We start from the raw sequence: 21,087 nt of genomic DNA, 5'->3' as shown, positions 1-21,087 counted from the left end.
GCTCACTCTCCAAAAATCAGCTCCCTCAGCTTGGTCGGCAGTTCCTCGATGCTTACCCTCGTCTGCTCCCTGGTGTCGCGGTCCCTTATCGTCACCGTGTTGTCCTCGGGCGTCTGGTTGTCTATCGTCACGCAGTAGGGCGTTCCAATCTCGTCGTAGCGCATGTAGCGCCTGCCGACGGTGTCCTTCTCGTCGTAGACCGCTATGAAGCCGGCCTTCTGGAGGGTTCTGAAGACCTCGTAGGCTATGCTTTTGAGGGGCTCCTTGGCGACGAGGGGCAGAACTGCGACCTCAATCGGTGCCATGTCCTTCTTGAGCTTGAGATAGGTCCTGTCCTCCTCTATGACGAGGCTGTTCTCAAGGAGCAGGTAGAAGGGCCTGTCTATTCCGAAACTCGGCTCGAGGACGTGGGGCACTATCTTCTCGCCCGTTATCTTCTCCTCAATCTCCCTGATTATGAAGTCGTCCTTCTCCAGCTCGTAGCCCTCGATGGTGATTTTGCCGTCCCTCTCCAGCACCTCCACCAGGTTCCTGAGCTTCTCCTCGTCCCAGCCCTGGATGAGCCCGTTTATCCTCTTGGCGTCCTTCTTCAGCTTAGGCCCGACGCGCTTCATGTTGAGGCTCACTTTGAGGTGCTTGACTATCCTGGGCTCATCGTAGTGGATGAGGACGGTCATGTCCGCGCCGCTCATCTTCAGGTGCTTGCTCAGGTCGTAGTCGCCGCGGTTGGCTATGCCGACGCACTCGATCCAGCCGAAGCGCTCGCTGTGTATCTCGGCGTCCCAGGTGTCGCGCGAATAGTGCGCCCTCTCCTCGGGCAGCTGCTGGCGGAAGCGTATCTTATCCTCGGGGATGCCGATATCGAGGAGGACGCGCTTGACCATGACCATGTAGTAGGCGAAGAATGTGTTCATGATGTAGCCCTTCTTTACCGCCTCCTCCGCCGTGAGCTCAACCATTCCAAGGTTCTTGAGCTGGTTTTCTATCGGGTAGAGGCACAGAACCTCGTCCTTGACCTCGTCGAAGTGCGGGTGCTCGGTTTCCTTCGGGTTGAAGAATATCTCCGCCTCCGCCTGGGTGAACTCCCTCAGACGGAGCATGCCCTGCCTCGGTGAAATCTCGTTGCGGTAGGCCTTGCCAATCTGGAAAACGCCGAAGGGAAGCCTGTTCCTGGCGAAAGCGTTGAGGCGCCTGAAGTTCACGAAGATACCCTGGGCAGTTTCAGGCCTCAGGTAGCCCTTCTGGTCGCCGTAGGGGCCGATCCTGGTCTCGAACATAAGGTTGAAGTACCAGACCTCGCCGAGCTCACCGCCGCACTCGGGGCACTTTATCCCGTGCTCGCGGATGAGTTCGGTGAGGTGTTCGGCGCTCATACCCTCGGTGTCTATGCCGAGGGCTTCCTCCACTATGTGGTCCGCCCTGAAGCGGGCCCCGCACTTCCTGCACTCAACCAGGGGGTCAACGAACTTTTCAACGTGACCGCTCGCGATGAAGACCCTCTCCGGTGTGATGTCTGGAGTTTCCAGCTCGAAGAAGCCCTCCCTCTGGAAGGCCTCACGTATCTTCCGCTCGATCTTCCTCTTTATCGTCGCACCGAGCGGACCGTAGTCATAGAATCCGCGTGAGCCGCCGTAGATTTCAAAGCTGCCCCATGCAAAGCCCCTTCTCCTCATCAAATCCTGAAGAATCTCGTATCTGTCGGGCTTCTCTCCCATTACTCACCACCTGAAACTGGAGTAAGGCCATTTCATAAAAAGCTTTTGGGGCGGGAATCGTCAGAGTGGCGAAAGAAAAGAAAGCCTCAGGGGCCGATCCTTTCCAGCACGAGAACCCCCACTGAAGGAACCTCCACGGCTCCTGAGAGAACCGTTCCCGACCGGCTCTCAGGCCATATCACCCTCCACTCCCCGTCGGGGAGCTCCAGCTCGGCGGGCTTCTTCCAGCTGTTTGCCACGACCAGAACCTCGTCGTCGTGCCCCCTGAAGAAGGCCATTACCCCACCTTTGGCAGTGTAGAACCTTATGACACTGCTCCTCAGCGCTGGAACATCCTTCCTGAGCTCTGCCAGGGCTTTGTAGTGGTTCAGAACGTCCTCGTTCACGGTGTCCCACTGGATAGGATAGCGCTGCTCGTCGTAGTGGTTCTTGTCCCCGAGCAGTCCCCTCTCGTCGCCCTGGAAGGTCACCGGCGTTCCCGGGAGTACATAGAGAAGCGTTGAGAGGAGTTTGAGCCTCTGGATTGACTCATTTGTCGGTTCCTCACCTAGCCTACCCCCACCAAGGTCCGTGAGAACCCTGGAAGTGTCGTGCGAGCTGACGAGGTTGAAGCCCATGGCCGCGACGTTCTCTCCATAGGACGCGTAGTACCTGCCCATCATCCTCATCGCCGCCTCTCCACTCAGCAGACCTTTCGCATAGTTCAGGAGTATGTCCCTGCCGAGGGCGTAGTTCATGAGCGAGTCAAAGCGATCTCCCCGAACCCACTCGGGTGAGAGCGTCCATATCTCTCCGACGAGGTAGGCATCTGGGTGCCTCTCCTTAACCCGCTTCCTGAGCTCCCCGAAGAAGGTCCCGGGGTCGAGGATTTCGTTGGGGACGTCCACCCTTATTCCATCGAACCCAAAGTCGAGCCAGTACAGGGCCGCCCCGATAAGGTGCTCCCTAACTTCCGGGTTGGCCGTGTTGAGCTTCGGAAGGCTCCCGATGCCCCACCAGCCCTCGTAGGCGTTTCCGTCGCCCAGCTTGAAGGGCCACTGCCTGACAAAGAACCAGTCCCAGTAGGGACTCTGGTTGCCCCTCGAAGCGACGTCCAGAAACGCCCGGTGACCGATGCCGCAGTGGTTGGGCACGAAGTCGAAAATGACCCGGATCCCCCTTCTGTGGGCTTCGTCCAGGAACTCCCTGAGGTCTTCTTCGGTTCCGAACTGCGGGTCAAGGCGGTAGTAGTCGTAGACGTCGTAGCCGTGGGCACTCCCCGCGAGGAAAATCGGGTTGAGGTAGATTATTGTGACGCCCAGGCTCTGGAGGTAGTCGAGCTTCCCGGTTATGCCCCTTATATCCCCTCCGAAGTACTGGTGGCAGCAGTGGAGGGGCGTTATGGGGTCGCTCCAGTTTGATAGTATGGGCTCTTCGTCGATCATTTCATTCAGGAGTAGCTCGTCGTTCTTGAGCGCTAGCGGGTCGTTGCTTTTGTTTCCGTTGTTGAATCTGTCCGGGAATATCTGGTAGGCTACGCCGTTGCTCACCCACTCCAGCTGGGGGAACCTGTCCACGCCGTCGAAGCGGAAGAACGGGCTCTCGCTCGTGTTTAGAACCACAAACCGCCCTCCGTCCGCGGAGTCTATGACGATGTAATACTCAACGGGCCCGACGGATGGCACTTCGGCGCGCCAGGCCTCACCGGAGTCCCACCAGAGCTGGAGCTTCATGGTGTAGTTTCCCCGATCCGTCACCAAAATGGCGGAGTCTACCGTATCCCGCTTTACCTCGACCCTTATCACTGTCCTGTTGTCGGCAATGCTGATGTGGGCCGGGTCGCTGGGATCGAACTCCACGTAAAAGCTAGAGCTTCCCTCAACGATTCTGACCGCGTTCTTTCCACCGTAGCCGTCGTCGACGTAGCCGTCGGCGTCCGGGTCGTAGGGCCGCCCGGTGCCGTCGTCCGACATGTCCTTGACCCACTGACCGTTGATGAAGTACTTGTACTGATACCTGCCGGGGGCGAGGCAGGTTTCTATCCTCCAGGTGCCGTTGTTCAGCTCCATCGGCCACTCGGCCCAGCCGTTAAAGCTCCCGCGCAGGCTGACCGAGCTGACCGACTCATTGCCCGGAACGTAGCGGAAGGCGGCCGGGACCCTGCCGGGAGGGCAGGCCTCGCCGGGGCCGAGATAGAGGGGAGTGTAGTTCCCCCGCGGCAGCTCCAGCCGGATCCCCCCGGAAGGGTACTGCGCTGACGTGTCGGTTGGAGAGGGCATTTCAGTCCCGGTTCCCGTCGATGAACCCGGAGAAACACAGCCACCGGCCAGGGCGGCGAGGAGGAGAACTATTACCGCGAGACCCTTGACCTTCATTGACTTCACCATAATCACCGTGAGTGATACATGGTTATATGTCTTTCTGGGAATGCACCGTGGGAGGAACTTCAGTCCGGCCGGGAAGAAACCGCCTCACCGAGCGGAAGAACGGAAAGAGTTATAAACCGTTCCCCTCGTTATCGCTATGAGCTTTGATTATTTGGAGGTGCGTGAAAATGGCGGAAAGACCACTCGACGTTATCCACAAGTCCCTCGACAAGGACGTGCTCGTGCTCCTCAAGAGGGGTTCGGAGTTCAGGGGCAGGCTCATCGGTTACGACATCCACCTGAACGTCGTCCTCGCCGACGCGGCGCTCATCCAGGACGGCGAGGAAGTTAAGAGGTACGGTAAAATCGTCATCAGGGGAGACAACGTTCTGGCCATCTCCCCGGTCGAGATTGAGTGACTGAGCGAGCTGACGGGGTGATAACATGGGAGCGGGAACCGAACCAAAGGGCAGGAGAAACCACACTCCGACTCACATCAGGTGCAGGCGCTGCGGAAGGCGCGCCTTCAACGTTCAGAAGGGCTACTGCGCCGCTTGCGGCTTCGGCAGGAGCAGGCGCATGAGGAAGTACAGCTGGTCCCACAAGTGGAGGAAGAAGAGGAACCTCGCCTACTGAGCCCTTTTATTTTCCTTACCCCTTTTTAACCCATTAATGTACAGGGACGTTTTAGATCCGATTCCCAGCCGGTCACCGCAACCCTTATTAACTAAAATGCCTTTCTCCTCGTTTAGAGGGACGTCTTAATGCTGCACTTCAACGAGAACCAGCGGCGGCTCTGGAAGCTGGCGTGGCCGGCGATAATGGGCAACATATCCCAGACGCTTCTCAATCTAGTGGACATGATGATGGTCGGCCAGCTCGGCGCCCTAGCCCTGGCCGCGGTTGGCCTCGGTGGCCAGGTCAGCTGGTTCATGATGCCAATAATGGCGGCGGTTGCTACGGGAACCCTCGCGCTGGTGGCCAGGTTCGTTGGGGCGAAGGATGAGGAGAGCGCCGTTCTTGCACTGGAGCAGAGCCTCTACCTGGCTTTCCTCCTCGGGATCCCGGTCATGCTCTTCGGGTGGGTTCTCGGGGATGATATCCTTAGGATAATGGGGGCAAAACCCGACGTCGTTACTTTGGGGTATGAGTACATCAAGGTTCTCTTCGCGTTCTATCCAATTCGATTCGCCGGCTTTACGGCCTTCTCCGCCCTCAGAGGCGCCGGAGACACGAAGACACCCATGAAGCTCGGCATCCTTATGAACGTGGTAAACGCGGTTCTCGATTACCTTCTCATATTCGGAAAGCTCGGTTTTCCCGAGCTTGGCCCCGTCGGCGCCGCCTGGGCATCGGGCATAGGAATCACCACCTCGTTCCTCATCGGACTCTACCTCCTCTGGAGCGGGAGGCTCGTGCTGAGGTTCCGGCCGAGCTGGAGTTTCCACCCGGACATGGCGAGAAGGATACTCCGCATAGGAATCCCCACCATGGTTGAGCGCGGGATATTCAGCTTTTACAACTTCATATACATGAGCATAGTCACGCGCTTTGGAACCGTGGCCCTTGCTTCCCACCAGGTTGGCCTCCGCGTGGAGAGCATAGCCTACATGCCGGCCTTTGGCTTCAACGTCGCCACCTCCGCCCTCGTCGGCCAGGGTCTTGGAGAGGGGAACCCGGAGAAGGCCGAGCGCACCGTTTATGAGGCCCTCAAGATGGTCGGGGCCTTCATGGCGGTCATGGCGGTCATCCTGATAGTCTTCCCGCGCTACCTCGTCATGCCCTTCATTAACCCGGACGATCCCAACTACTATGAAGTTCTCCGCCTGGCGAGCATATACCTCATAATAGTCGGAATAAGTGAGATTCCCCTCGGCTGGCTCTTCGTCCTCGGCGGTGCACTCAGGGGAGCAGGGGACACCAAGACGCCGATGTACATCACCGCCGTCAGCAAGCTTCTCTTCCGCATAGTCCCGGCTTACCTGCTCGGCTTTGGCTTTACAATACCTCCCTTCGAGATACTGGGCATAACCTTCCCCGGCTTCACCTTTGGTGGTCTGGGCGTCATAGCGGCGTGGATAGCGATGAGCCTCGAAACCTTCACCACCGCCGCCCTCTTCTGGTGGGCGTTCAGGAGAGGAAAGTGGAAGCACGTGAAAGTGTGATGGCAATGTTTATATCCTCGTAATACGTTTCTGTAAACGGTGGTCGTATGGCGGTGATAAGCGTCCGCGTCCCGGACGAGCTGAAGGAGAAGATGAAGAAGTACGACATCAACTGGAGCGAGGAGATAAGGGAGTTCATAGAAAGGAAGATTAGGGACGAAGAGAAAAGCAAGCTGCTCGACGAGATCGATGCCTTCCTCGAGAACGTTCCCGAGCTTGAGAGCGGAAGGGCCACAAAGCTCGTGAGGGATTCCCGTGATAGTAATTGACACGTCCGCCCTGATAAAGTACCTCCTTAAAGAGGAGGGGTGGGGGGAGGTTTCCGAGTTCCTCAGGGGGAACACGGATCTGGTCTCGCTGGAAATGGCGCAGATCGAAGGGGCCAACGCCGTGTGGAAGCGGTACAGGCTCTATCAGGACATCTCCCTGGAGACTGCCAGAAAGATACTCGACTACCTTCACGCAACCGGGAGGATAATCATCTACGAGAACCCGCTCCAGTACCTCTCTGAGGCCGAGACAATAGCTCTGGAACACGGGATCACGGTTTACGATGCCCTCTACATAGCCCAGGCCCTCAAGTACGGCAGGCTCGCCACCAGCGATGAGAAACAGGGAAAAACGGCGAAAAAGCTCGGCGTCGAGGTGCTCTATCTTTAAAGCGCCGAGACGTTGAAGAGGGCCTCCATAAGCCGGCCGAAGAGGTAGCTCAGGAACGCCGCACCCAGGCCGGTCGCCACCATCTCCGCGACCTTCTTCTTTATCGAGATGCCCGAGAGCAGGGAAATCAGCGTCGCCACTATCGCCAGCGCAGAGCCTGCCAGGAGTATTGAAAACGGAAGCGCCGTCAGAGAGCTGGAGGCGAGGAAGTACGGCGTAACCGGAAAGGCGACTCCAAGGAGGTAAGCGAAGCCCGTGTAGAGCGCCGCCCTTATCTCGTTCTCCTCCGCCTCCGGGAGGAGGAGCTGCATTATCGCATCGCTGTTGTCTGCGAGTTCCTTTGCGACCTCCCTCGCAACCTCCTCGGGCATTCCTCCCTCGACGAGCTTCTCCACAAGCTCTTCGGCCGCCCTTTCCGGCGAAACTCTGAAGAGAACCTCCATCCTGTCGCGGATGGATTCCTTGATCTGCCTCTGGGAACGGACCGAAACGAAGGTTCCTGTGGCCATCGAGAGCGCACCCGCTACACCGACTATGAGGCCGCTTATTCCGACGAGCTGCGGATTGTTCGGATACACAGCGGAAAGACCCGTGACGGCACCGAGGATTTCAACCAGCCCGTCGTTCATGCCCAGAACGAGGTCCCTCGTGTTCTCAACGTGGAAGCGCTCCTTGCTCTCGTAGAAAAACTTCTCGTGCTCAAGCTCGTCCAGTATAACGTCCTTTATCTCCCCCAGTTCATCCTCGCTGAACCTCCCAGCGTAGGTCGTGAGGTACTTGAAGTACTTTTGGATTGCGCTGTTCTCGCCCATCTCAAGGAGCGAGGCGACCGAACCCGGGCCGAGGAGCTTCCTCAGGAGCTTGACAGAGAAGACCGTCAGCCTCTTCACGGAGGGCTTAGGAACCTCGCCGCCGTGCCGCTTTATAAAGTCGTGCCAGAACTTGGCGTGCTTTGATTCTATGTTCGAGAGCCTCAGGAATTCCTTCCTTATCTCCTCGTCCCTCTCTATCTTCGCCAGCTGGGCGTAGAGAACCGAGTCAGCGTACTCGTCCCTGTAAAAACCGCTCGCGAGTTTCAGCATCTCGTCCATCCCCTCACCCCCTGGGAGAAAAACGGTGAGGTTGTTAAATGGGTGTCGGTCACTGCAGTGCCTTTAGAGCCTTCAGCACCTCCTCAAAAGGCGCATCGGTCTTTATTGCAGTGGGGGAGAAGTGCGTCCTCGTCGCACGGTAGCCGATTTCACGGAGGGCCTCGATTACATCGGCGAGCTTCCCGACCTGAAGGCCGTTCCTCCTCGCGAGGGCATGAGTGTCGTAGTGGAAGGGAACGTCGAGTTCTCCGGCGAGGGTTTCGAGGAAGGAGAGCGTTTTTTTGTGGGCAAGGGCTTTTTCCTCCGCCAGATCTAGCATGTCCTCAACGAATCCCTGCTCCTTGAGGGGGCCGAGCCAGAGGGGGCCGTGTGAGGGTACCCTCTCCGGGAGGAAACCCGTCTCGTACTCGAAGCGCCCGCTGGCTTCCTGCCCGAGGTAGCCGAGCATGGAAACGCTTCTATCGGCCTTCCTCGCACCGCTCCTGAGCCTCAGAAAGGCCCTGAAGTAGTGGTCGCGGTAGTAGGCGAGAAGAACCTCGACGCCGAGGTCGTATTTGGCGGCGTACCTGACAACGGTTCCGATGAGTATCCTCAAACCTGCCTCGTGGCAGAGCTCGCCCCTTATCGGCTCCGCCAGGTACTTCCTGCGGCAGGCGTGCCGGTAGGCTCCGCAGAGGACGCCGGTGTCGGTAGCCGTCACCGCCAGAACCCCCCGCCTTTTCACGCTCCTCAAGGCCGTGTCGAGGAACTCGACCGGCGAACCGAAGGGATCCAAGTCCAGAAAGTCGAAGTAGCGGAACTTCTCGGCCATCAGCCTGTTGGCATCGTCGAGGTTGGCCACAACCCTCTTCTCTTCTCCGAAGGAGAACCTCCTCTCGCTTATCTTCTCGCCCTCAACGCCGAGGTTTCTCCTGACGTTTTCCAGAATCAGGCGGAATGCATCTTCGCTTATGTCGTTCAGCCAGACCTCACCCGTCGGGGTCTCAAGGGCGTAACGAATGCCCCTTATTCCTGTCGCGGAGAGGGCGTCGAGAACGGTCCGTGGTGTGAGTACCCCCACGGCCAGGGCGCTTATGTCCCTGTTCAGCGCCATGACCGGGTTGTAGAAGACCGGGGCGTCGTATATCCTCTCCGCCTTCGGGACAAGGATTTTTGCAAGACCCTCGCGCACCTCAACGAACTCCATTCTCTCACCGGAGAAATGAAAAGGTTGGGAGGTTTAAAGGGTTGCGCTCAGAGAATTTCGACGTAGTCCCCGACTGCCTGTCCCGGCAGTCCTGGCTTGAAGTAGGCCTTAACCTCGCCCCTGTTGCCGTGCGTCCTGAGGATTTTGCCGTACATTCTCCTGCCGGTTGGAGTCCTCCAGACGACCTTCCTGCCTATGAGCCTTGAGGCCGCGTTCCTGTCGTCGATGCTGAGGGGCTTCAGAATCATGTGGTGGTTGTCCTGGTGCTCTTTGGTTCCGGCGTAGGCAAGGACGAGAGCCTTCCCCCTGGCCATCGCCCTCACCTCCACCGAATGGGGTTCGCGGGGTGAAATTTTTAAGTTTTATCCCCTCTGGCGAACGCCGAGAGGCCATCGTCTATCTCCAGAATCTCCCGGAGAGATTTGATCTTGAGGAAGTTCTGCCTCTCGAAGAGGAGAGCGACGTCGCTCTTGTACGGCGATGCCTTCTGAACGAGGAGTGTGTTCTCATCGAGAATGTACGTGAACCTGCTCGGGCTGTCGTCCACCCAGACGAAGGGCTCGTCGGGATAGAGTTCGCGCAGGTTCTCGAACTTCTTGAGCATGTCCTTGGTACCCCTGAAGGTTATCACCTCATCGAACTCGTCGTACCAGTTTGTCCTTTTCATGAAGATGACCTTTCCGCCGGGGTAGGTGTGCTCGCCGGAGAAGCTGATGACATAACGTCCACGTTTTCTCAGCGTTCGGACGACGTTCCGGGAGTGGGGAAAGTCCTTGATGTATCGGGGCATGAGCTTGTAGTACTCGTGTATAGTCCCCTGTGCCACCAGCTCGTGTATAACCCCGAGGTACTGGTATGTAAGCCGACCCTTGATGAACAGGGCAAGGGCCTTATAGTAGTCCTCGTACAGGTCGCTCTCAATGACTGCGGGGACGGTCTTTTCGATGGCTATGCGGAGGGCCTTCTCAACCGCGCCCGTGCTGTCCACGAGGGTCCCGTCAAAGTCGAACAGATAAACCGCCATGCACCTAGTATCCTCTGCTGGATTATAACCTTTTCCTGAAACGAGAAGCGTCGGGTTTTCGTCGGTGGTCTGCCGAAAGGGTTTTATTGCAATGACGATTACAAATGCCCGGTGATTAAAAGATGAGGATTGACAGGCTTAAGGAGTTCATATCCGAAAACGAGCTCGATGGAGTTCTAATTACCGGGAAAGAGAACCTCTTTTACTTCACCGGCAGCTCCCCGGTTCTCGGCGGCTACCTCGTCGTTACCCCTGACGATGCCATCTTCATCGTCCCGGAGCTGGAGTACGAGGAGGCAAGGGAAACCTCCAGGATTCCCGTCGAAAAATTCAAGACCGGAAAGGAGCTTTACGAGAGGCTTTCCTCCTTCAAGCTGAAGAAGCTTGGCATAGAGGGCAGAACGAGCTTCTCAACCATCCAGACACTCAGGGAGAAGGCGGGTGCCGCGGATTTCGTCTCAGTCGATGACGTGGTGAAGGAGCTCCGCATAATCAAGACTCCCGAGGAGATTGAGGTCATAAAGGCCGCCTGCGGGATAGCGGACATGGCCATGATGGCGGCGCTTGAGGAGATAAGTGAAGGCAAGCGCGAGAGGGAGATAGCGGCGAAGATGGAGTACGTCATGAAAATGAACGGTGCCGAAAAGCCGGCCTTCGACACTATAATAGCCAGCGGCTGGAGGGCGGCCCTGCCACACGGCCTGGCCAGCGACAAGAGGATAGAGAAGGGCGACCTGGTTGTCATCGATGAGGGAGCACTTTACAGGCACTACCACTCGGACACCACGAGGACGATAGTCGTGGGCAGTCCGAACGAGAAGCAGAAGGACATCTACTACGCCGTCCTCGAGGCCCAGAGGAAAGGCGTTGAGGCGGCCAGGCCCGGCATGACGGCCAAAGAGCTCGACACTCTCGTCAGGGACGTCATCAAGGAGTACGGCTACGGTGACTACTTCATACACTCCACCGGACACGGCGTCGGCCTTGAGATTCATGAGTGGCCGCGCGTGAGCCAGCTCGACGAGACGGTGCTCAAGCCGGGAATGGTGATAACCATTGAGCCAGGAATATACCTGCCCAAGTTCGGCGGCGTCCGCATCGAGGACACCATCCTCATCACGGAGAACGGCGCTGAGAGGCTCACCAGGACCGAGAGGGAGCTGATTTAATTTTCCAAAACTTTTATTTTAGTTGAAGTTGGTAAATTCTGCCGGGAAGGAGAATGGAAGAAGTTAACTCTCCACCCAACGCGCCTAATTCAAAAACGAAGAACTTCGCAGGCTATTTCGACGTGAGCGCGGGTGAACTTCAAATGTTAATGTATGAGCTTGAAGATGCCAGAAAGAACGGTGTTGAGCTGGATCAGCTACTGGAGGAGGTGAAAGGGTGCAGATAATCCACCAGGACGTCAAGGAGGGCAAGGTGAAGGTCAAGGCCGAAACCCTCGACGACCTCTGGCACCTCTACCACATCATAGACCCGGGCGATACCGTTTACGCAAAGACCCTCAGAAAGCAGAGCCAGCGCTCCGATTCCCTCAGGGCCGAAAAGGTGGAGGTCATTCCCGTCTTCCTCGGCGTTAAAGCGGAAAAGATAAACTTTCACAAGTTCGCCAACCAGGTCCGCGTCACCGGGCCGATAGTCTACGCCAGCAGGGACGACGTTCCCATCGGCAAGTACCACACGATAGCGATTGAAGAAGGCACGGTCGTAACGATCCAGAAGCCCCGCTGGAAGGAGCACCACATCGAAAGGCTAAAGGAAGCCGTGGAGGCTTCTAAGAGAGCGCGCGTGATGATAGTCGTCATAGACGACGGCGAGGCCGACATGGCGATAATCCGCGAGTACGGCGTCGAGATACTCAAGGGGATACGTTACAACCTCGGGGGGAAGAGGTACAGCACCAACCGCGAGAGTGAGGAGAAGAGGTTCTTCCACGACGTGGCGAAGAGCATGGAGGAGATAATCAGCCGCGAGGGCATAGAGCGGGCCATAGTTGCGGGCCCCGGCTTCGTCAAGGAGGACTTCTACAAGTTCCTGCGCGAGAACTACCCGGACTTGGCCAAGAAGGTGGTCATCGAGGACACGAGTGTGACCGGAAGAACGGGTATCTACGAAGTTATCAAGCGTGGAACGGTTGACAAGGTCTATCACGAGAACCGCGTGGCCAAGGAGGTCCAGCTCGTCGAGAAGGTGCTGGAGAACGTGGCCAGGAACAACGGTTTAGCTGCTTACGGTCTCAAGGAAGTCGAGGAGGCCGTCAATTACGGTGCGGTTGAGACGCTTCTCGTTCTCGACGAGCTGCTCAAGGGCGAGAACAGGGAGAAGATAGAGGAGCTGATGGAGGCCGTCCGCTACTCCCGCGGCGAGGTGGTCGTGGTGAGCTCGGAGCACGAGGGCGGCGACAAGCTGAAGGCCCTCGGCGGCCTGGCGGCGCTGCTGAGGTTCAGGGTGAGGTAAGCTTGGACTTAACGAACTCCAAGACGAGTTCGGCCAGTTTTATCGCGTTCTCTGCCTCTTCCTTTTCAGGCTCGTGGATTGTTGGGTATCTCGCCTCGACCGAGTAGGCCGTGAGCAAATCCACGTCCTCATCAAAGAGCTTTGAGAATTCAGCATCAACGTCGGCACATAGGAGTATGAGCTCTCCAATGTCGTGGGTTCGTTTAATGGGCCGCCCTCTGGAGACTAAGAACGCCTTCAGGGCCTTTTCAGCGCACTGCTGTGCGTGAAACGCCGCGTAGTCATAGAAACCCAGAGAGATGCTGCTTTTTGCAAGTACGAGGTCTTTCTCAGCCTTTTCGAGCCATTCTTTAAAGCTCAAATCTTCACACCCTCCCTCAGGGCATAGTAGTAAACAAAGCCGGTATCGTCCCTGACCCGTTCCAGCTCATCCCGGGAGATAAAAATGGGGTCTATTTTAATTCCCTTGAACAGGAGTTCCCTGTGTATCCGTTTGTATGCCTCAAGTTCCATTTTTCTTTCCACGGGTTTTGAGAGGATAACCAGGACGTCCCAATCGCTGTCCCGTCTAAAGGTGCCTTTCGCACGGGAGCCGAAGAGAATTACCTCCTCAATCTCAAGACCCAGTTCCCGGGCCACGTCTAGGATGACTTTCTTTATGAGATCAGTGCTCATGGTTGGGGATATCACTTTCCCCTATTTATCGTTTGCCGTACAGCTCCACGTAGGGGTCGTTCTTAAACGTTGGAAACTCCCTTTCTTCCCCGTTTTCGATTAGGATGCGCTTCTTATCGGCGGTGAACTCGCCGAGTTCAAATGCAACAATTCCATTTTTATTGAATTCTTTAATTAGGGAATCTATGTTTTCCGGAGGTGTTATCGCTATTACCGTGCCGGTGGACGAAACGCCCCACGGATCGAGGCCGTAGAAGTCGAGAACCTTCTCCACGAGGGGGTCGAGCTGGAGTTTTTCGGCGTAGACTCTGAATCCCAGCCCGGAATTATCCGCTATCTCGTGGAGGGCGGTTAAACCACCCTCAGTGGCGTCGTGCATGCCCCTGACAAAGGGTCCGGCCACGAGGGAATCCGGAACCGCGGTTTCGAAGCGGTAGAGCCCCTTGAGGAGCTGAATTTCCCTGAAAGAGAGGAGCTTTCTAAGCTCGTCCTCCCGGAAGTACGCCGCGGAGACCGCGAACTCAAGACCGACCTTGCCGGTCACGACTATTCTGTCGCCGGGCTTTGCAAGCGGAAGCCTCAGTTGGTCTTTCTTCACAAGACCCATTGCCGTGGTCGTTGAGGTGGGCTCGGCTACGCTCGGATAAACGCCCGTGTGGCCGCCGATTATCGCGCTCCCGTACTTCCGGCATTCCGTGTTTAAGTCGCGCATCGTCTTTTCGAGAAAGCCCCTCTCGCTTCCGGGGGGAAGGAGGATATCAACCACCAGCCACCTCGGCCTCGCCCCGAAAACCGCCACATCGCTGGCCGCGAAGTGGTAGGTAAAGAAGCCGAAGGTTTCCCCGGGGACGCCCAGTGTGGGGTCGGTGGCGACTACAAGGTAATGCTCGTCGTCGTATTCGAGGACGGCCGAGTCAAAGCCCTCCCCGGGCCCGTATACCACCTTCATATCCTCCACGCCCAGGTTTGGGAATACAACATCGTGCAGGACGTCGTTTCGTATCTTCCCCAGAGGAAGCCTCATTTTCCTTTCCCCCCGAACATCGAGGTAACCCTCCCCACCTCCCTGAGGGTTCCCTCATCGCAGTCCCAGCACATGACCTCAAAACTCGGAACTCTTACGCTCACGCGGACCTTCCTCGCTCTGGCGATTTTGCTCACCTCGTAGTTCACCCTGAAGACCAGGTTCATGAGCTCCTCCGTGACGACCTCCTCGCGGTCTATGTACTGGAGCGGACAGCCCTCGCGCCACTGCCTCCTCCTCGCGTGCTCGTACATGCGGTAGGGTCTTATCCCCACCTCATCGGCCAGCCTTTCGACTTCCTCGGCGGTGTACTTTACCAGCGGCCTGAAGAATGGAATCCCAATCTTCGGTATGTCGCAGAGTCTTATATCGCCTTTGCACTGGTCCAGCAGGGCGCCTATTATCTTATCGTTGGCGTTGTCCCCCTTGGCAAGGACGTCAAAGCCGTTGTTGAGGGCGAACCATTTGGCGTTCCAGAGCATCACCTTCTTGCAGTTTATGCAGATCGGCCCCTTCCTCCCGGTTGCCTCACGGAGGAGGCCGTCCGTAACATCAACGAGGTAGTGTTCAACTCCGAGTTTTTTGGTAAAACCCATCGCCCAGTTCAGGGTTTCCCTCCAGCTCCAGCGGTGGAAGAAGGTCAGCGCGGAGACCTCAAGACCTGCCTCCTTAAGGATATGGAGGGCCAGTGAGCTGTCCTTCCCGCCCGAAAACATGACGAGTATGCGTTTTTTATAAAGCCCGAGTTCCCTGGAAAACCTCGCTATCTCCTCAACCACGCTCTCTATGCCCATCATGGGGTGGGGTAAAAAAGGAGGCTTAAAAAGCTAAGCCTCAGACGTTGACCTTCCCCATCCACTCTTCGGCCAGGTTGCCGACGATGGGGAACTTGTAGCGCTCGCCCTGGTAGGCCTTCACCATGCCGAGGATCCAGAGGATAAATCCCACGATTCCCAGGAGCCAGGCGATGATGCCCCCTATGTAGGGAATGAAGCTGAGGATCACCTGGAGCACAGTGATGCCTATGAAGGTTATCGTCGACTGCATAGCATGGAAACGGACGAAATCGCTCTCCTTCTCAAGCACCAGGAATATTATCCCTGTAATCCACCAGGCAAGATAGGCAAGCAGTCCCTCAAGGTTCTCATCCATGCCGAGGGACGTCTTCTTGGGTTCTTCAGGTGGAGTCTCCTCCATGATAACACACCTCCGAAATTCAACTTGTTGTATTCTCTCCAATCCCTTAAATACCTTTCCGAAGTTTTAAATTCCGCATCCCCTGAGAACACCTTCCCGGGGCGTCTTAGAACCCGCGGATTTCTGATTTCGAACTCCCCGATTTTGTTAGGCCCACCAAAGCTTTTTAAGGTCATCGAGGGATTGGAATATCGAATTAGGAAAGCCTAACGGTGATGCTCATGATTGTACCTTTAAACGCACTCAGACCCGGGGACAGGGGGATTGTGGTGAACATCCTTGGCGGCCCCACCGCAAGGCAGCGGCTTGTGGGCATGGGCCTCACCCCCGGAGCGACGGTTCAAATAATCGAGTCCCACCAGTACGGCCCGATAATCATCTCCGTCGGCGGCGTGCGCTTCGCTATCGGCAGGGGAATGGCGGCGAAGGTCATGATACGAAAACTGTGAGGTGGCCGTCATGATGAAGGTCATTGCACTGGCAGGGAACCCCAACGTCGGAAAAACGACCATATTTAACGCACTGACCGGGATGAGGCAGCACGTTGGCAACTGGCCCGGCGTTACGGTCGAGAAAAAGGAGGGAATACTGGAATACCGGGGACAGAAGTTTCTTGTAGTTGACCTCCCGGGCACGTACTCCCTCACGGCCCACTCCATCGACGAACTCGTCGCGAGGGACTTCCTCCTGAAGGGGAGCGCCGACGTGGTCGTGAACGTCATCGACGCAACAGCCCTCATGCGAAACCTCTTCCTCACCATGGAGATACTGGAGATGGGTCTCAACAACGTTATCATAGCCCTCAACAAGATAGACCTGGCCGAGAAACACGGTATCGAGATAAACGTGAAGAGGATGGAGGAGGTTCTCGGCGTTCCAGTGGTGGCCATGAGCGCGAAGGAAGGCGCCGGCCTCGACGAGCTGAAGGAGAAGATACACCTGATGGCCAACGGGATGCTGAAGGAGAGGCCCGTGATCCCGCGGTACGACCCGGAGGTCGAGAGGGAGATAGAGCACATAATGGCTGTTCTCAGGGACACCGAACTGGGGGAGGAGTACAACCTCCGCTGGCTTGCGATAAAGCTCCTTCAGCGCGACGATGGGGTCATAAAGCTCATCCTCAGACACCTCGGCAGTGCAAAGCTCGACGAGATAATGGGACACATAGCGGAGGTTGAAGAGCGCTACAAGCGCGCGATGGACCTTATAATCGCCAGCCAGAAGTACGAGTTCATCGACAGGCTCATGCACCGCTTTGTGCGGTACACAAAGGTGGAAGGCGAGAGCTTCAGCGACCAGCTCGACAGGTTCCTCACGCACCCCGTCTACGGCCTCCTCATACTCTTTGGCGTCTTCTACCTCATGTTCAAATTCGTGTTCGCCGTCGGGCTGCCCCTCCAGGGATACCTCGACGATGCTTTCGCGGCTTTCGGGGAATGGCTCGCGCCGCATATAGCAAACGAGGCTCTGAGGGGACTCCTGGTCGATGGAATCATAGCGGGTGTTGGTTCCGTGCTCAGCTTCTTCCCGCTCGTCTTCCTGCTGTTCCTGGCCCTCTCCGTCCTCGAGGACGTTGGATACATGGCCAGGGCGGCTGTGGTCATGGAGCGCATAATGAGGAAGTTCGGCCTGCCGGGCAAGAGCTTCATTCCCCTGGTGCTCGCCTTCGGTTGCAACGTCCCCGCGGTGATGGCCACGAGAACCCTCGATGACGAGAGAGACAGACTGCTGACCATGCTCGTCAACCCGCTGATACCCTGCAGCGCCAGGCTGAGCGTCATAAGCTTCCTGGCGGGGGCTTTCTTCGCCAGTCACCAGGCACTCGTCGCGGTGAGCATCTACGCCACGGCGGTGCTGCTCGCCCTCCTCGTGGCCTGGCTCCTGAGCAGGTTCGTTATCAGGGGCGAGGAGAGCCCCTTCATCATCGAGCTACCGGAGTACCTCATCCCGTCGTGGAAGACGGTAACACTCCACTCGTGGGAGAGGAGCAAGGAGTTCATAAAGAAGGCGGGAACCATAATCCTGCTCGGCTCGATGGCCATCTGGTACCTCAGCAGCTATCCCGTGCAGATGGGCACAGGAGGAAGCTACGCGGAGAGGCTCGGCATGTTCTTCGAGCCGTACATGCGTCTCATGGGCCTCGACTGGAAGGCGGCGGTTAGCCTGCTGTTCGGGATAATCGCCAAGGAGAACGTCATATCAACCTACGGAATAATCTACGGAAGCGAGGAGGCCATAGTGGGAGCAATGACACCGCTCCAGGCCTACGTGCTCGGCATGGTCACCACCCTCTACATCCCGTGCATAGCCACGATAGGCGCCGTTAGAGCCGAGAGCAACTGGAAATGGGCCGCCTTCACAGTGGTTTACATGATCGGCCTCGCGTCGCTCGTTGGAATCCTGATATGGAACGTGGGGACGGCGCTGGGCTACTGAGGTGTTGGAATGCTGGAGAGGATCCTGGCACTGCTGGAGGAAGGGAGGAGCATAGACGGGATAGCCCGGGAGCTGGACGTTCCGAGGGATGAGGTCGTCGGCGCCATGGAGGTGCTGGCCGACCTCGGCTACCTGGAGCGGGTGGAGGCGGGGGAGAGCGCCTGCGCCACCTGCCCCCTTAAGAGCGTTTGCCCCGGCACCTGCTTCCGCTTCAAGGGGAAGGTATATCAGCTCTCAGATTTCAGGCTCGGTGGGAAGGACAGGGTATCGAAACCGTGATGGGCCCTTACAGAACTTATATTTTTTCCGCGATTAAACCCCGATTTTTGGGGCAAAACACTCATGTGGGGGCCTAAACGCGGATTTTTCGAACTTTTCACCGTCAGTTAAACCTGCCACCGCCGGTTATATATTTTATGGCCGTAAAACATATAAAACCCTTTGTTGAAAGGGTAAATGGTGATACCATGAAGGCAGTTATTCTTGCTGGCGGTTTTGGAACGAGGTTAAGGCCGCTCTCATCGACCAGACCCAAGCCCATGATCCCGGTTCTTGGCAAGCCAAACCTTCAGTACCTCCTTGAGAGCCTGGAGAAAATCCAGGAGATCGATGAGATAATCCTGTCCGTCCACTACATGAGGGGGGAGATAAGGGAGTTCATCGACGAAAAGATGGCCGACTACCCCAAAACGATACGGTTCGTCAATGACCCGATGCCGCTCGAGACCGGCGGAGCGCTGAAGAATGTGGAAGATTACGTGGACGACGACTTTCTGGTTATCTACGGTGACGTTTTCACGAACTTCGACTTTAAAGAGCTCATCAAGGCCCACAAAGAGAACGACGGCCTCATAACAGTCGCGGTTACCAAGGTCTATGACCCGGAGAAGTACGGAGTCGTCGAGCTGGACGACGGAAACCAGGTCACCCACTTCGAGGAGAAGCCCCACAGGCCCCGCACAAACCTCGTCGATGCGGGCATCTACATGGTTAACAAGAAGGTTCTGGAGGAGATTCCGAAGAACAAGGAGGTCTACTTCGAGCGCGAGGTTCTCCCGAAGTACGTGGCCAGGGGGCTTGTTTACGCCCACAAAATACCGCGCGGATACTACTGGATTGACCTCGGAACCCCGGACGACCTCTTCTACGCCCACCAGGTTGCGATGGATGAGATAGCCAAGGAGAACGGTTATTTCGTTATCAAAGAGGGTGCCGAAGTCCCCGAGGACGTTGAGATACAGGGGCCGGTTTGCATCGACGAGGGGGTTAAGATAGGCCACGGCGTCAAGATAAAGGCCTACACGTACATAGGCCCGAACACCGTTGTTGAGGACAGGGCCTACTTCAAGCGCGCCATACTCATAGGCAACGACATCGTTAGGGAGCGCTCCGAGATAAAGGACAGCATCCTCGGAGAGGGCGTCGTCGTCGGAAAGAACGTCATACTCAAGGAGACCGCGGTCGTCGGCGACTACGCCAAGATTTACGACAACCTCGTCATCTACGGTGCCAAAGTTCTGCCCTGGAAGAAGGTCGAGGAGTATGAGGCATACATCAAGATAAAGCTCGACCCGACCAAGGTCAGGCCCGGCGTCACCCCGGACCGCTGCCCGCTCGGCCTGCCGGAGTGTATCTACACCAAATTCAAGGCCATAGCGGGAGAAAAGCCGCCCTGTGACGAGTGCATAGAGAACCAGTGGCTCTTCTGAGTTCTTTTTTCACACATTTTTCTCTTCTCAAGCCTCGTCGTTCACGGCGGGGATGCAATAAACAACCCAACCAGCCATTCAGCAGGAAAGCAACACTTTTTTAAAGCTTAAAATTCACACTACAACTTGAGATGAAGCGTTCGGTAACGCTCAAACTCCAACCCTCAAAAACCCAAAACGAAATCCTCTTCCAGTTAGCCGACGCTGGAGCCAAAGTTTGGAATAGGGTAAACTACCTCAGGCGACAACAGTTCTTCCAAGAGCAAATCGTGGACTTTAAAAAGACTGAAAAAACTGTTTATGAGGAGTTTAAGAAAGAAATCGGTTCTGCAACGGTTCAACAAATAGCGAGAAAGAACGCTGAGGCGTGGCGTTCATTCTTCACCCTTGCAAGAAAGAAGCGGAATGGAGAACTCCCCGACTGGCTTAAGCCAAAACCACCGAACTACCTGAAGGAATGCGAGAAGAGAAAACCCTTCATAATCCTCAGGAACGACCAGTACAGGATTGAAGGGAGCAAACTCATATTGAAAGGCCTTGGGAAGTTCAAACGCTTGGAAATCCAGTTCAAGGGAAGAATACACTTGAGAGGCAAGCAGGGGCGGTTAGAAATAACTTACGACGAGGTAAAGCGGAAGTGGTATGTCCACATCTCCTTCTCAGAAGTCAGGGAAAGACTTGAGGGCGAGGAATGGGTTAAACTCCCGAGAAAACCAAAGGGGAGCCTTTCAGCAGGCATTGATTTGGGAGTGAACAATTTAATGGCCGTTTATGTCGAGAGTGGAGAAAGCTTTCTCGTGAATGGCAGGCCTCTCAAAAGTATTGACTTCTACTGGCGGAAGAGGATTGCCGAGTATCAATCAAAACTCAACAAAAGTGGTGCTAAGACGAGCAGAAAGCTCAGGAGAATGCACGAGAGGGCTAAACTACAGGCGAAGCATTACATTAACACGGCAGTCAGGGGGACGGTTAGAAGGCTTTACGATTTGGGTGTCTCTAAAATCGTCGTCGGCTATCCCAAGGGAATAGCTCGGAACTCTGATAAGGGTAAGAAGCAGAATTTCATCCTCTCTCACGTGTGGCGGTTTAACACGGTCATTAAACGTTTAAAGGAAGTTGCTGAGGAGTTTGGTATTCAGGTTATCGTGGTCAATGAGGCTTTCACTTCTCAAACGTGCCCTGTCTGCGGGAAGCCCCACGATGGGGCGAGGTTCGTTCGTGGTTTATTTAAGTGTCCCGCAACGGGGCTTACCTTCAATGCGGATTTAGTTGGAGCGTTTAATATTTTGAGGAAGGTCGTGAAAACCATAACCCCAAGTCTGGAGGGTCTTAGGGCCTTCCAGATGAGGGGTAATGGGGGGAAGGCCCTCCCCGAGGGGTTCGAAGAACCCTCTTAGATC

Annotated in this window: 24 protein-coding genes; 13 read left to right on the top strand and 11 right to left on the bottom strand. The window is 56.3% G+C overall.

Annotated features, from left to right (window positions below):
• Window positions 1–2: 2 nt before the first annotated feature.
• Both glyS and E3E42_RS02625 read right to left on the bottom strand, forming a co-directional pair.
• The gene (gene glyS / locus E3E42_RS02630) at window positions 3–1,715 is read right to left on the bottom strand and encodes a glycine--tRNA ligase (protein ID WP_167902598.1); all 1,713 of its coding nucleotides are present in this window, start codon (window positions 1,713–1,715) and stop codon (window positions 3–5) included.
• Between the two features lie 86 nt (window positions 1,716–1,801).
• On the bottom strand, window positions 1,802–4,081 hold the full coding sequence (locus E3E42_RS02625; RefSeq protein ID WP_370519578.1) for an alpha-amylase family glycosyl hydrolase: 2,280 nt from the start codon (window positions 4,079–4,081) through the stop codon (window positions 1,802–1,804).
• Between the two features lie 167 nt (window positions 4,082–4,248).
• Here E3E42_RS02625 and E3E42_RS02620 point away from each other — a divergent pair, with 167 nt between their 5' ends.
• The 5 genes from E3E42_RS02620 to E3E42_RS02600 all read left to right on the top strand — a co-directional run bounded on the left by E3E42_RS02620 (window position 4,249) and on the right by E3E42_RS02600 (window position 6,885).
• Window positions 4,249–4,479: an LSm family protein gene (locus E3E42_RS02620; RefSeq protein ID WP_167902597.1), complete on the top strand. Its 231-nt coding sequence runs from the start codon at window positions 4,249–4,251 to the stop codon at window positions 4,477–4,479.
• Window positions 4,480–4,504: 25 nt separating this feature from the next.
• Window positions 4,505–4,696, top strand: a complete 192-nt coding sequence (locus E3E42_RS02615) for a 50S ribosomal protein L37e (protein WP_167902596.1) — start codon at window positions 4,505–4,507, stop codon at window positions 4,694–4,696.
• A 128-nt stretch (window positions 4,697–4,824) separates the two neighbouring features.
• Window positions 4,825–6,225 (top strand): MATE family efflux transporter, encoded by a 1,401-nt coding sequence (locus E3E42_RS02610; RefSeq protein ID WP_167902595.1) that lies wholly within the window; start codon window positions 4,825–4,827, stop codon window positions 6,223–6,225.
• A 47-nt stretch (window positions 6,226–6,272) separates the two neighbouring features.
• Window positions 6,273–6,494, top strand: coding sequence for a hypothetical protein (locus tag E3E42_RS02605; RefSeq protein WP_167902594.1), 222 nt, complete (start codon window positions 6,273–6,275; stop codon window positions 6,492–6,494).
• The gene (locus E3E42_RS02600) at window positions 6,481–6,885 is read left to right on the top strand and encodes a type II toxin-antitoxin system VapC family toxin (protein WP_167902593.1); all 405 of its coding nucleotides are present in this window, start codon (window positions 6,481–6,483) and stop codon (window positions 6,883–6,885) included. The genes E3E42_RS02605 and E3E42_RS02600 overlap by 14 nt, the downstream gene beginning before the upstream one ends.
• Here the strand turns inward: E3E42_RS02600 and E3E42_RS02595 are convergent.
• The 4 genes from E3E42_RS02595 to E3E42_RS02580 are packed head-to-tail and all read right to left on the bottom strand — an operon-like array spanning window position 6,882 to window position 10,186.
• On the bottom strand, window positions 6,882–7,976 hold the full coding sequence (locus E3E42_RS02595) for a VIT1/CCC1 transporter family protein (RefSeq protein WP_167902592.1): 1,095 nt from the start codon (window positions 7,974–7,976) through the stop codon (window positions 6,882–6,884). The genes E3E42_RS02600 and E3E42_RS02595 overlap by 4 nt on opposite strands.
• A gap of 49 nt (window positions 7,977–8,025) precedes the next feature.
• On the bottom strand, window positions 8,026–9,162 hold the full coding sequence (locus E3E42_RS02590) for a tRNA (guanine(10)-N(2))-dimethyltransferase (protein ID WP_167902591.1): 1,137 nt from the start codon (window positions 9,160–9,162) through the stop codon (window positions 8,026–8,028).
• Between the two features lie 47 nt (window positions 9,163–9,209).
• The gene (locus E3E42_RS02585) at window positions 9,210–9,476 is read right to left on the bottom strand and encodes a 50S ribosomal protein L35ae (RefSeq protein ID WP_167903071.1); all 267 of its coding nucleotides are present in this window, start codon (window positions 9,474–9,476) and stop codon (window positions 9,210–9,212) included.
• Between the two features lie 41 nt (window positions 9,477–9,517).
• The gene (locus E3E42_RS02580; protein ID WP_167902590.1) at window positions 9,518–10,186 is read right to left on the bottom strand and encodes an HAD family hydrolase; all 669 of its coding nucleotides are present in this window, start codon (window positions 10,184–10,186) and stop codon (window positions 9,518–9,520) included.
• 122 nt (window positions 10,187–10,308) lie between these two features.
• Between E3E42_RS02580 and pepQ the strand changes: the two genes are divergently transcribed.
• Genes pepQ through E3E42_RS02565 form a run of 3 tightly spaced genes read left to right on the top strand, consistent with a single transcriptional unit; the run spans window position 10,309 to window position 12,646 of the window.
• On the top strand, window positions 10,309–11,355 hold the full coding sequence (pepQ, locus tag E3E42_RS02575; protein WP_167902589.1) for a Xaa-Pro dipeptidase PepQ: 1,047 nt from the start codon (window positions 10,309–10,311) through the stop codon (window positions 11,353–11,355).
• Window positions 11,356–11,408: 53 nt separating this feature from the next.
• Window positions 11,409–11,582, top strand: coding sequence for a hypothetical protein (locus E3E42_RS02570; protein ID WP_167902588.1), 174 nt, complete (start codon window positions 11,409–11,411; stop codon window positions 11,580–11,582).
• Window positions 11,573–12,646, top strand: a complete 1,074-nt coding sequence (locus E3E42_RS02565) for an mRNA surveillance protein pelota (protein ID WP_167902587.1) — start codon at window positions 11,573–11,575, stop codon at window positions 12,644–12,646. The genes E3E42_RS02570 and E3E42_RS02565 overlap by 10 nt, the downstream gene beginning before the upstream one ends.
• On the opposite strand, the gene E3E42_RS02560 is transcribed toward E3E42_RS02565, so the two are convergent.
• The 5 genes from E3E42_RS02560 to E3E42_RS02540 are packed head-to-tail and all read right to left on the bottom strand — an operon-like array spanning window position 12,633 to window position 15,542.
• On the bottom strand, window positions 12,633–13,007 hold the full coding sequence (locus tag E3E42_RS02560) for a HEPN domain-containing protein (RefSeq protein ID WP_167902586.1): 375 nt from the start codon (window positions 13,005–13,007) through the stop codon (window positions 12,633–12,635). The genes E3E42_RS02565 and E3E42_RS02560 overlap by 14 nt on opposite strands.
• On the bottom strand, window positions 13,004–13,321 hold the full coding sequence (locus E3E42_RS02555) for a nucleotidyltransferase domain-containing protein (protein WP_167902585.1): 318 nt from the start codon (window positions 13,319–13,321) through the stop codon (window positions 13,004–13,006). Before E3E42_RS02555 ends, E3E42_RS02560 begins: the two co-directional genes overlap by 4 nt.
• A gap of 25 nt (window positions 13,322–13,346) precedes the next feature.
• On the bottom strand, window positions 13,347–14,345 hold the full coding sequence (locus E3E42_RS02550; RefSeq protein ID WP_167902584.1) for an AIR synthase family protein: 999 nt from the start codon (window positions 14,343–14,345) through the stop codon (window positions 13,347–13,349).
• Window positions 14,342–15,142 (bottom strand): 7-cyano-7-deazaguanine synthase, encoded by an 801-nt coding sequence (locus E3E42_RS02545; protein WP_167902583.1) that lies wholly within the window; start codon window positions 15,140–15,142, stop codon window positions 14,342–14,344. The genes E3E42_RS02550 and E3E42_RS02545 overlap by 4 nt, the downstream gene beginning before the upstream one ends.
• A gap of 37 nt (window positions 15,143–15,179) precedes the next feature.
• Window positions 15,180–15,542 carry a DUF4870 domain-containing protein gene (locus E3E42_RS02540; RefSeq protein ID WP_167902582.1) on the bottom strand — a complete coding sequence of 121 codons (363 nt, stop codon included), beginning with the start codon at window positions 15,540–15,542 and terminating at the stop codon, window positions 15,180–15,182.
• Between the two features lie 221 nt (window positions 15,543–15,763).
• Between E3E42_RS02540 and E3E42_RS02535 the strand changes: the two genes are divergently transcribed.
• The 5 genes from E3E42_RS02535 (at window position 15,764) to E3E42_RS02515 (ending at window position 21,084) form a co-directional block, all read left to right on the top strand.
• Window positions 15,764–15,991: a FeoA family protein gene (locus E3E42_RS02535; RefSeq protein ID WP_014011926.1), complete on the top strand. Its 228-nt coding sequence runs from the start codon at window positions 15,764–15,766 to the stop codon at window positions 15,989–15,991.
• A gap of 10 nt (window positions 15,992–16,001) precedes the next feature.
• Window positions 16,002–17,978, top strand: coding sequence for a ferrous iron transport protein B (gene feoB / locus E3E42_RS02530; RefSeq protein ID WP_167902581.1), 1,977 nt, complete (start codon window positions 16,002–16,004; stop codon window positions 17,976–17,978).
• Between the two features lie 9 nt (window positions 17,979–17,987).
• A complete protein-coding gene (locus E3E42_RS02525) occupies window positions 17,988–18,257 on the top strand; it encodes a TrmB family transcriptional regulator (protein ID WP_167902580.1) in 270 nt (89 codons plus the stop codon).
• 188 nt (window positions 18,258–18,445) lie between these two features.
• Window positions 18,446–19,687: a sugar phosphate nucleotidyltransferase gene (locus E3E42_RS02520; RefSeq protein WP_167902578.1), complete on the top strand. Its 1,242-nt coding sequence runs from the start codon at window positions 18,446–18,448 to the stop codon at window positions 19,685–19,687.
• A gap of 131 nt (window positions 19,688–19,818) precedes the next feature.
• A complete protein-coding gene (locus E3E42_RS02515; RefSeq protein WP_167902576.1) occupies window positions 19,819–21,084 on the top strand; it encodes an RNA-guided endonuclease TnpB family protein in 1,266 nt (421 codons plus the stop codon).
• Window positions 21,085–21,087 lie beyond the last annotated feature (3 nt).

It is taken from the genome of Thermococcus sp. JdF3 (assembly GCF_012027495.1).
Classification (GTDB): Archaea; Methanobacteriota_B; Thermococci; order Thermococcales; family Thermococcaceae; genus Thermococcus.
Note: the sequence above shows the minus strand (reverse complement) of the source record. Positions and strands in the feature narration are given on the sequence as shown.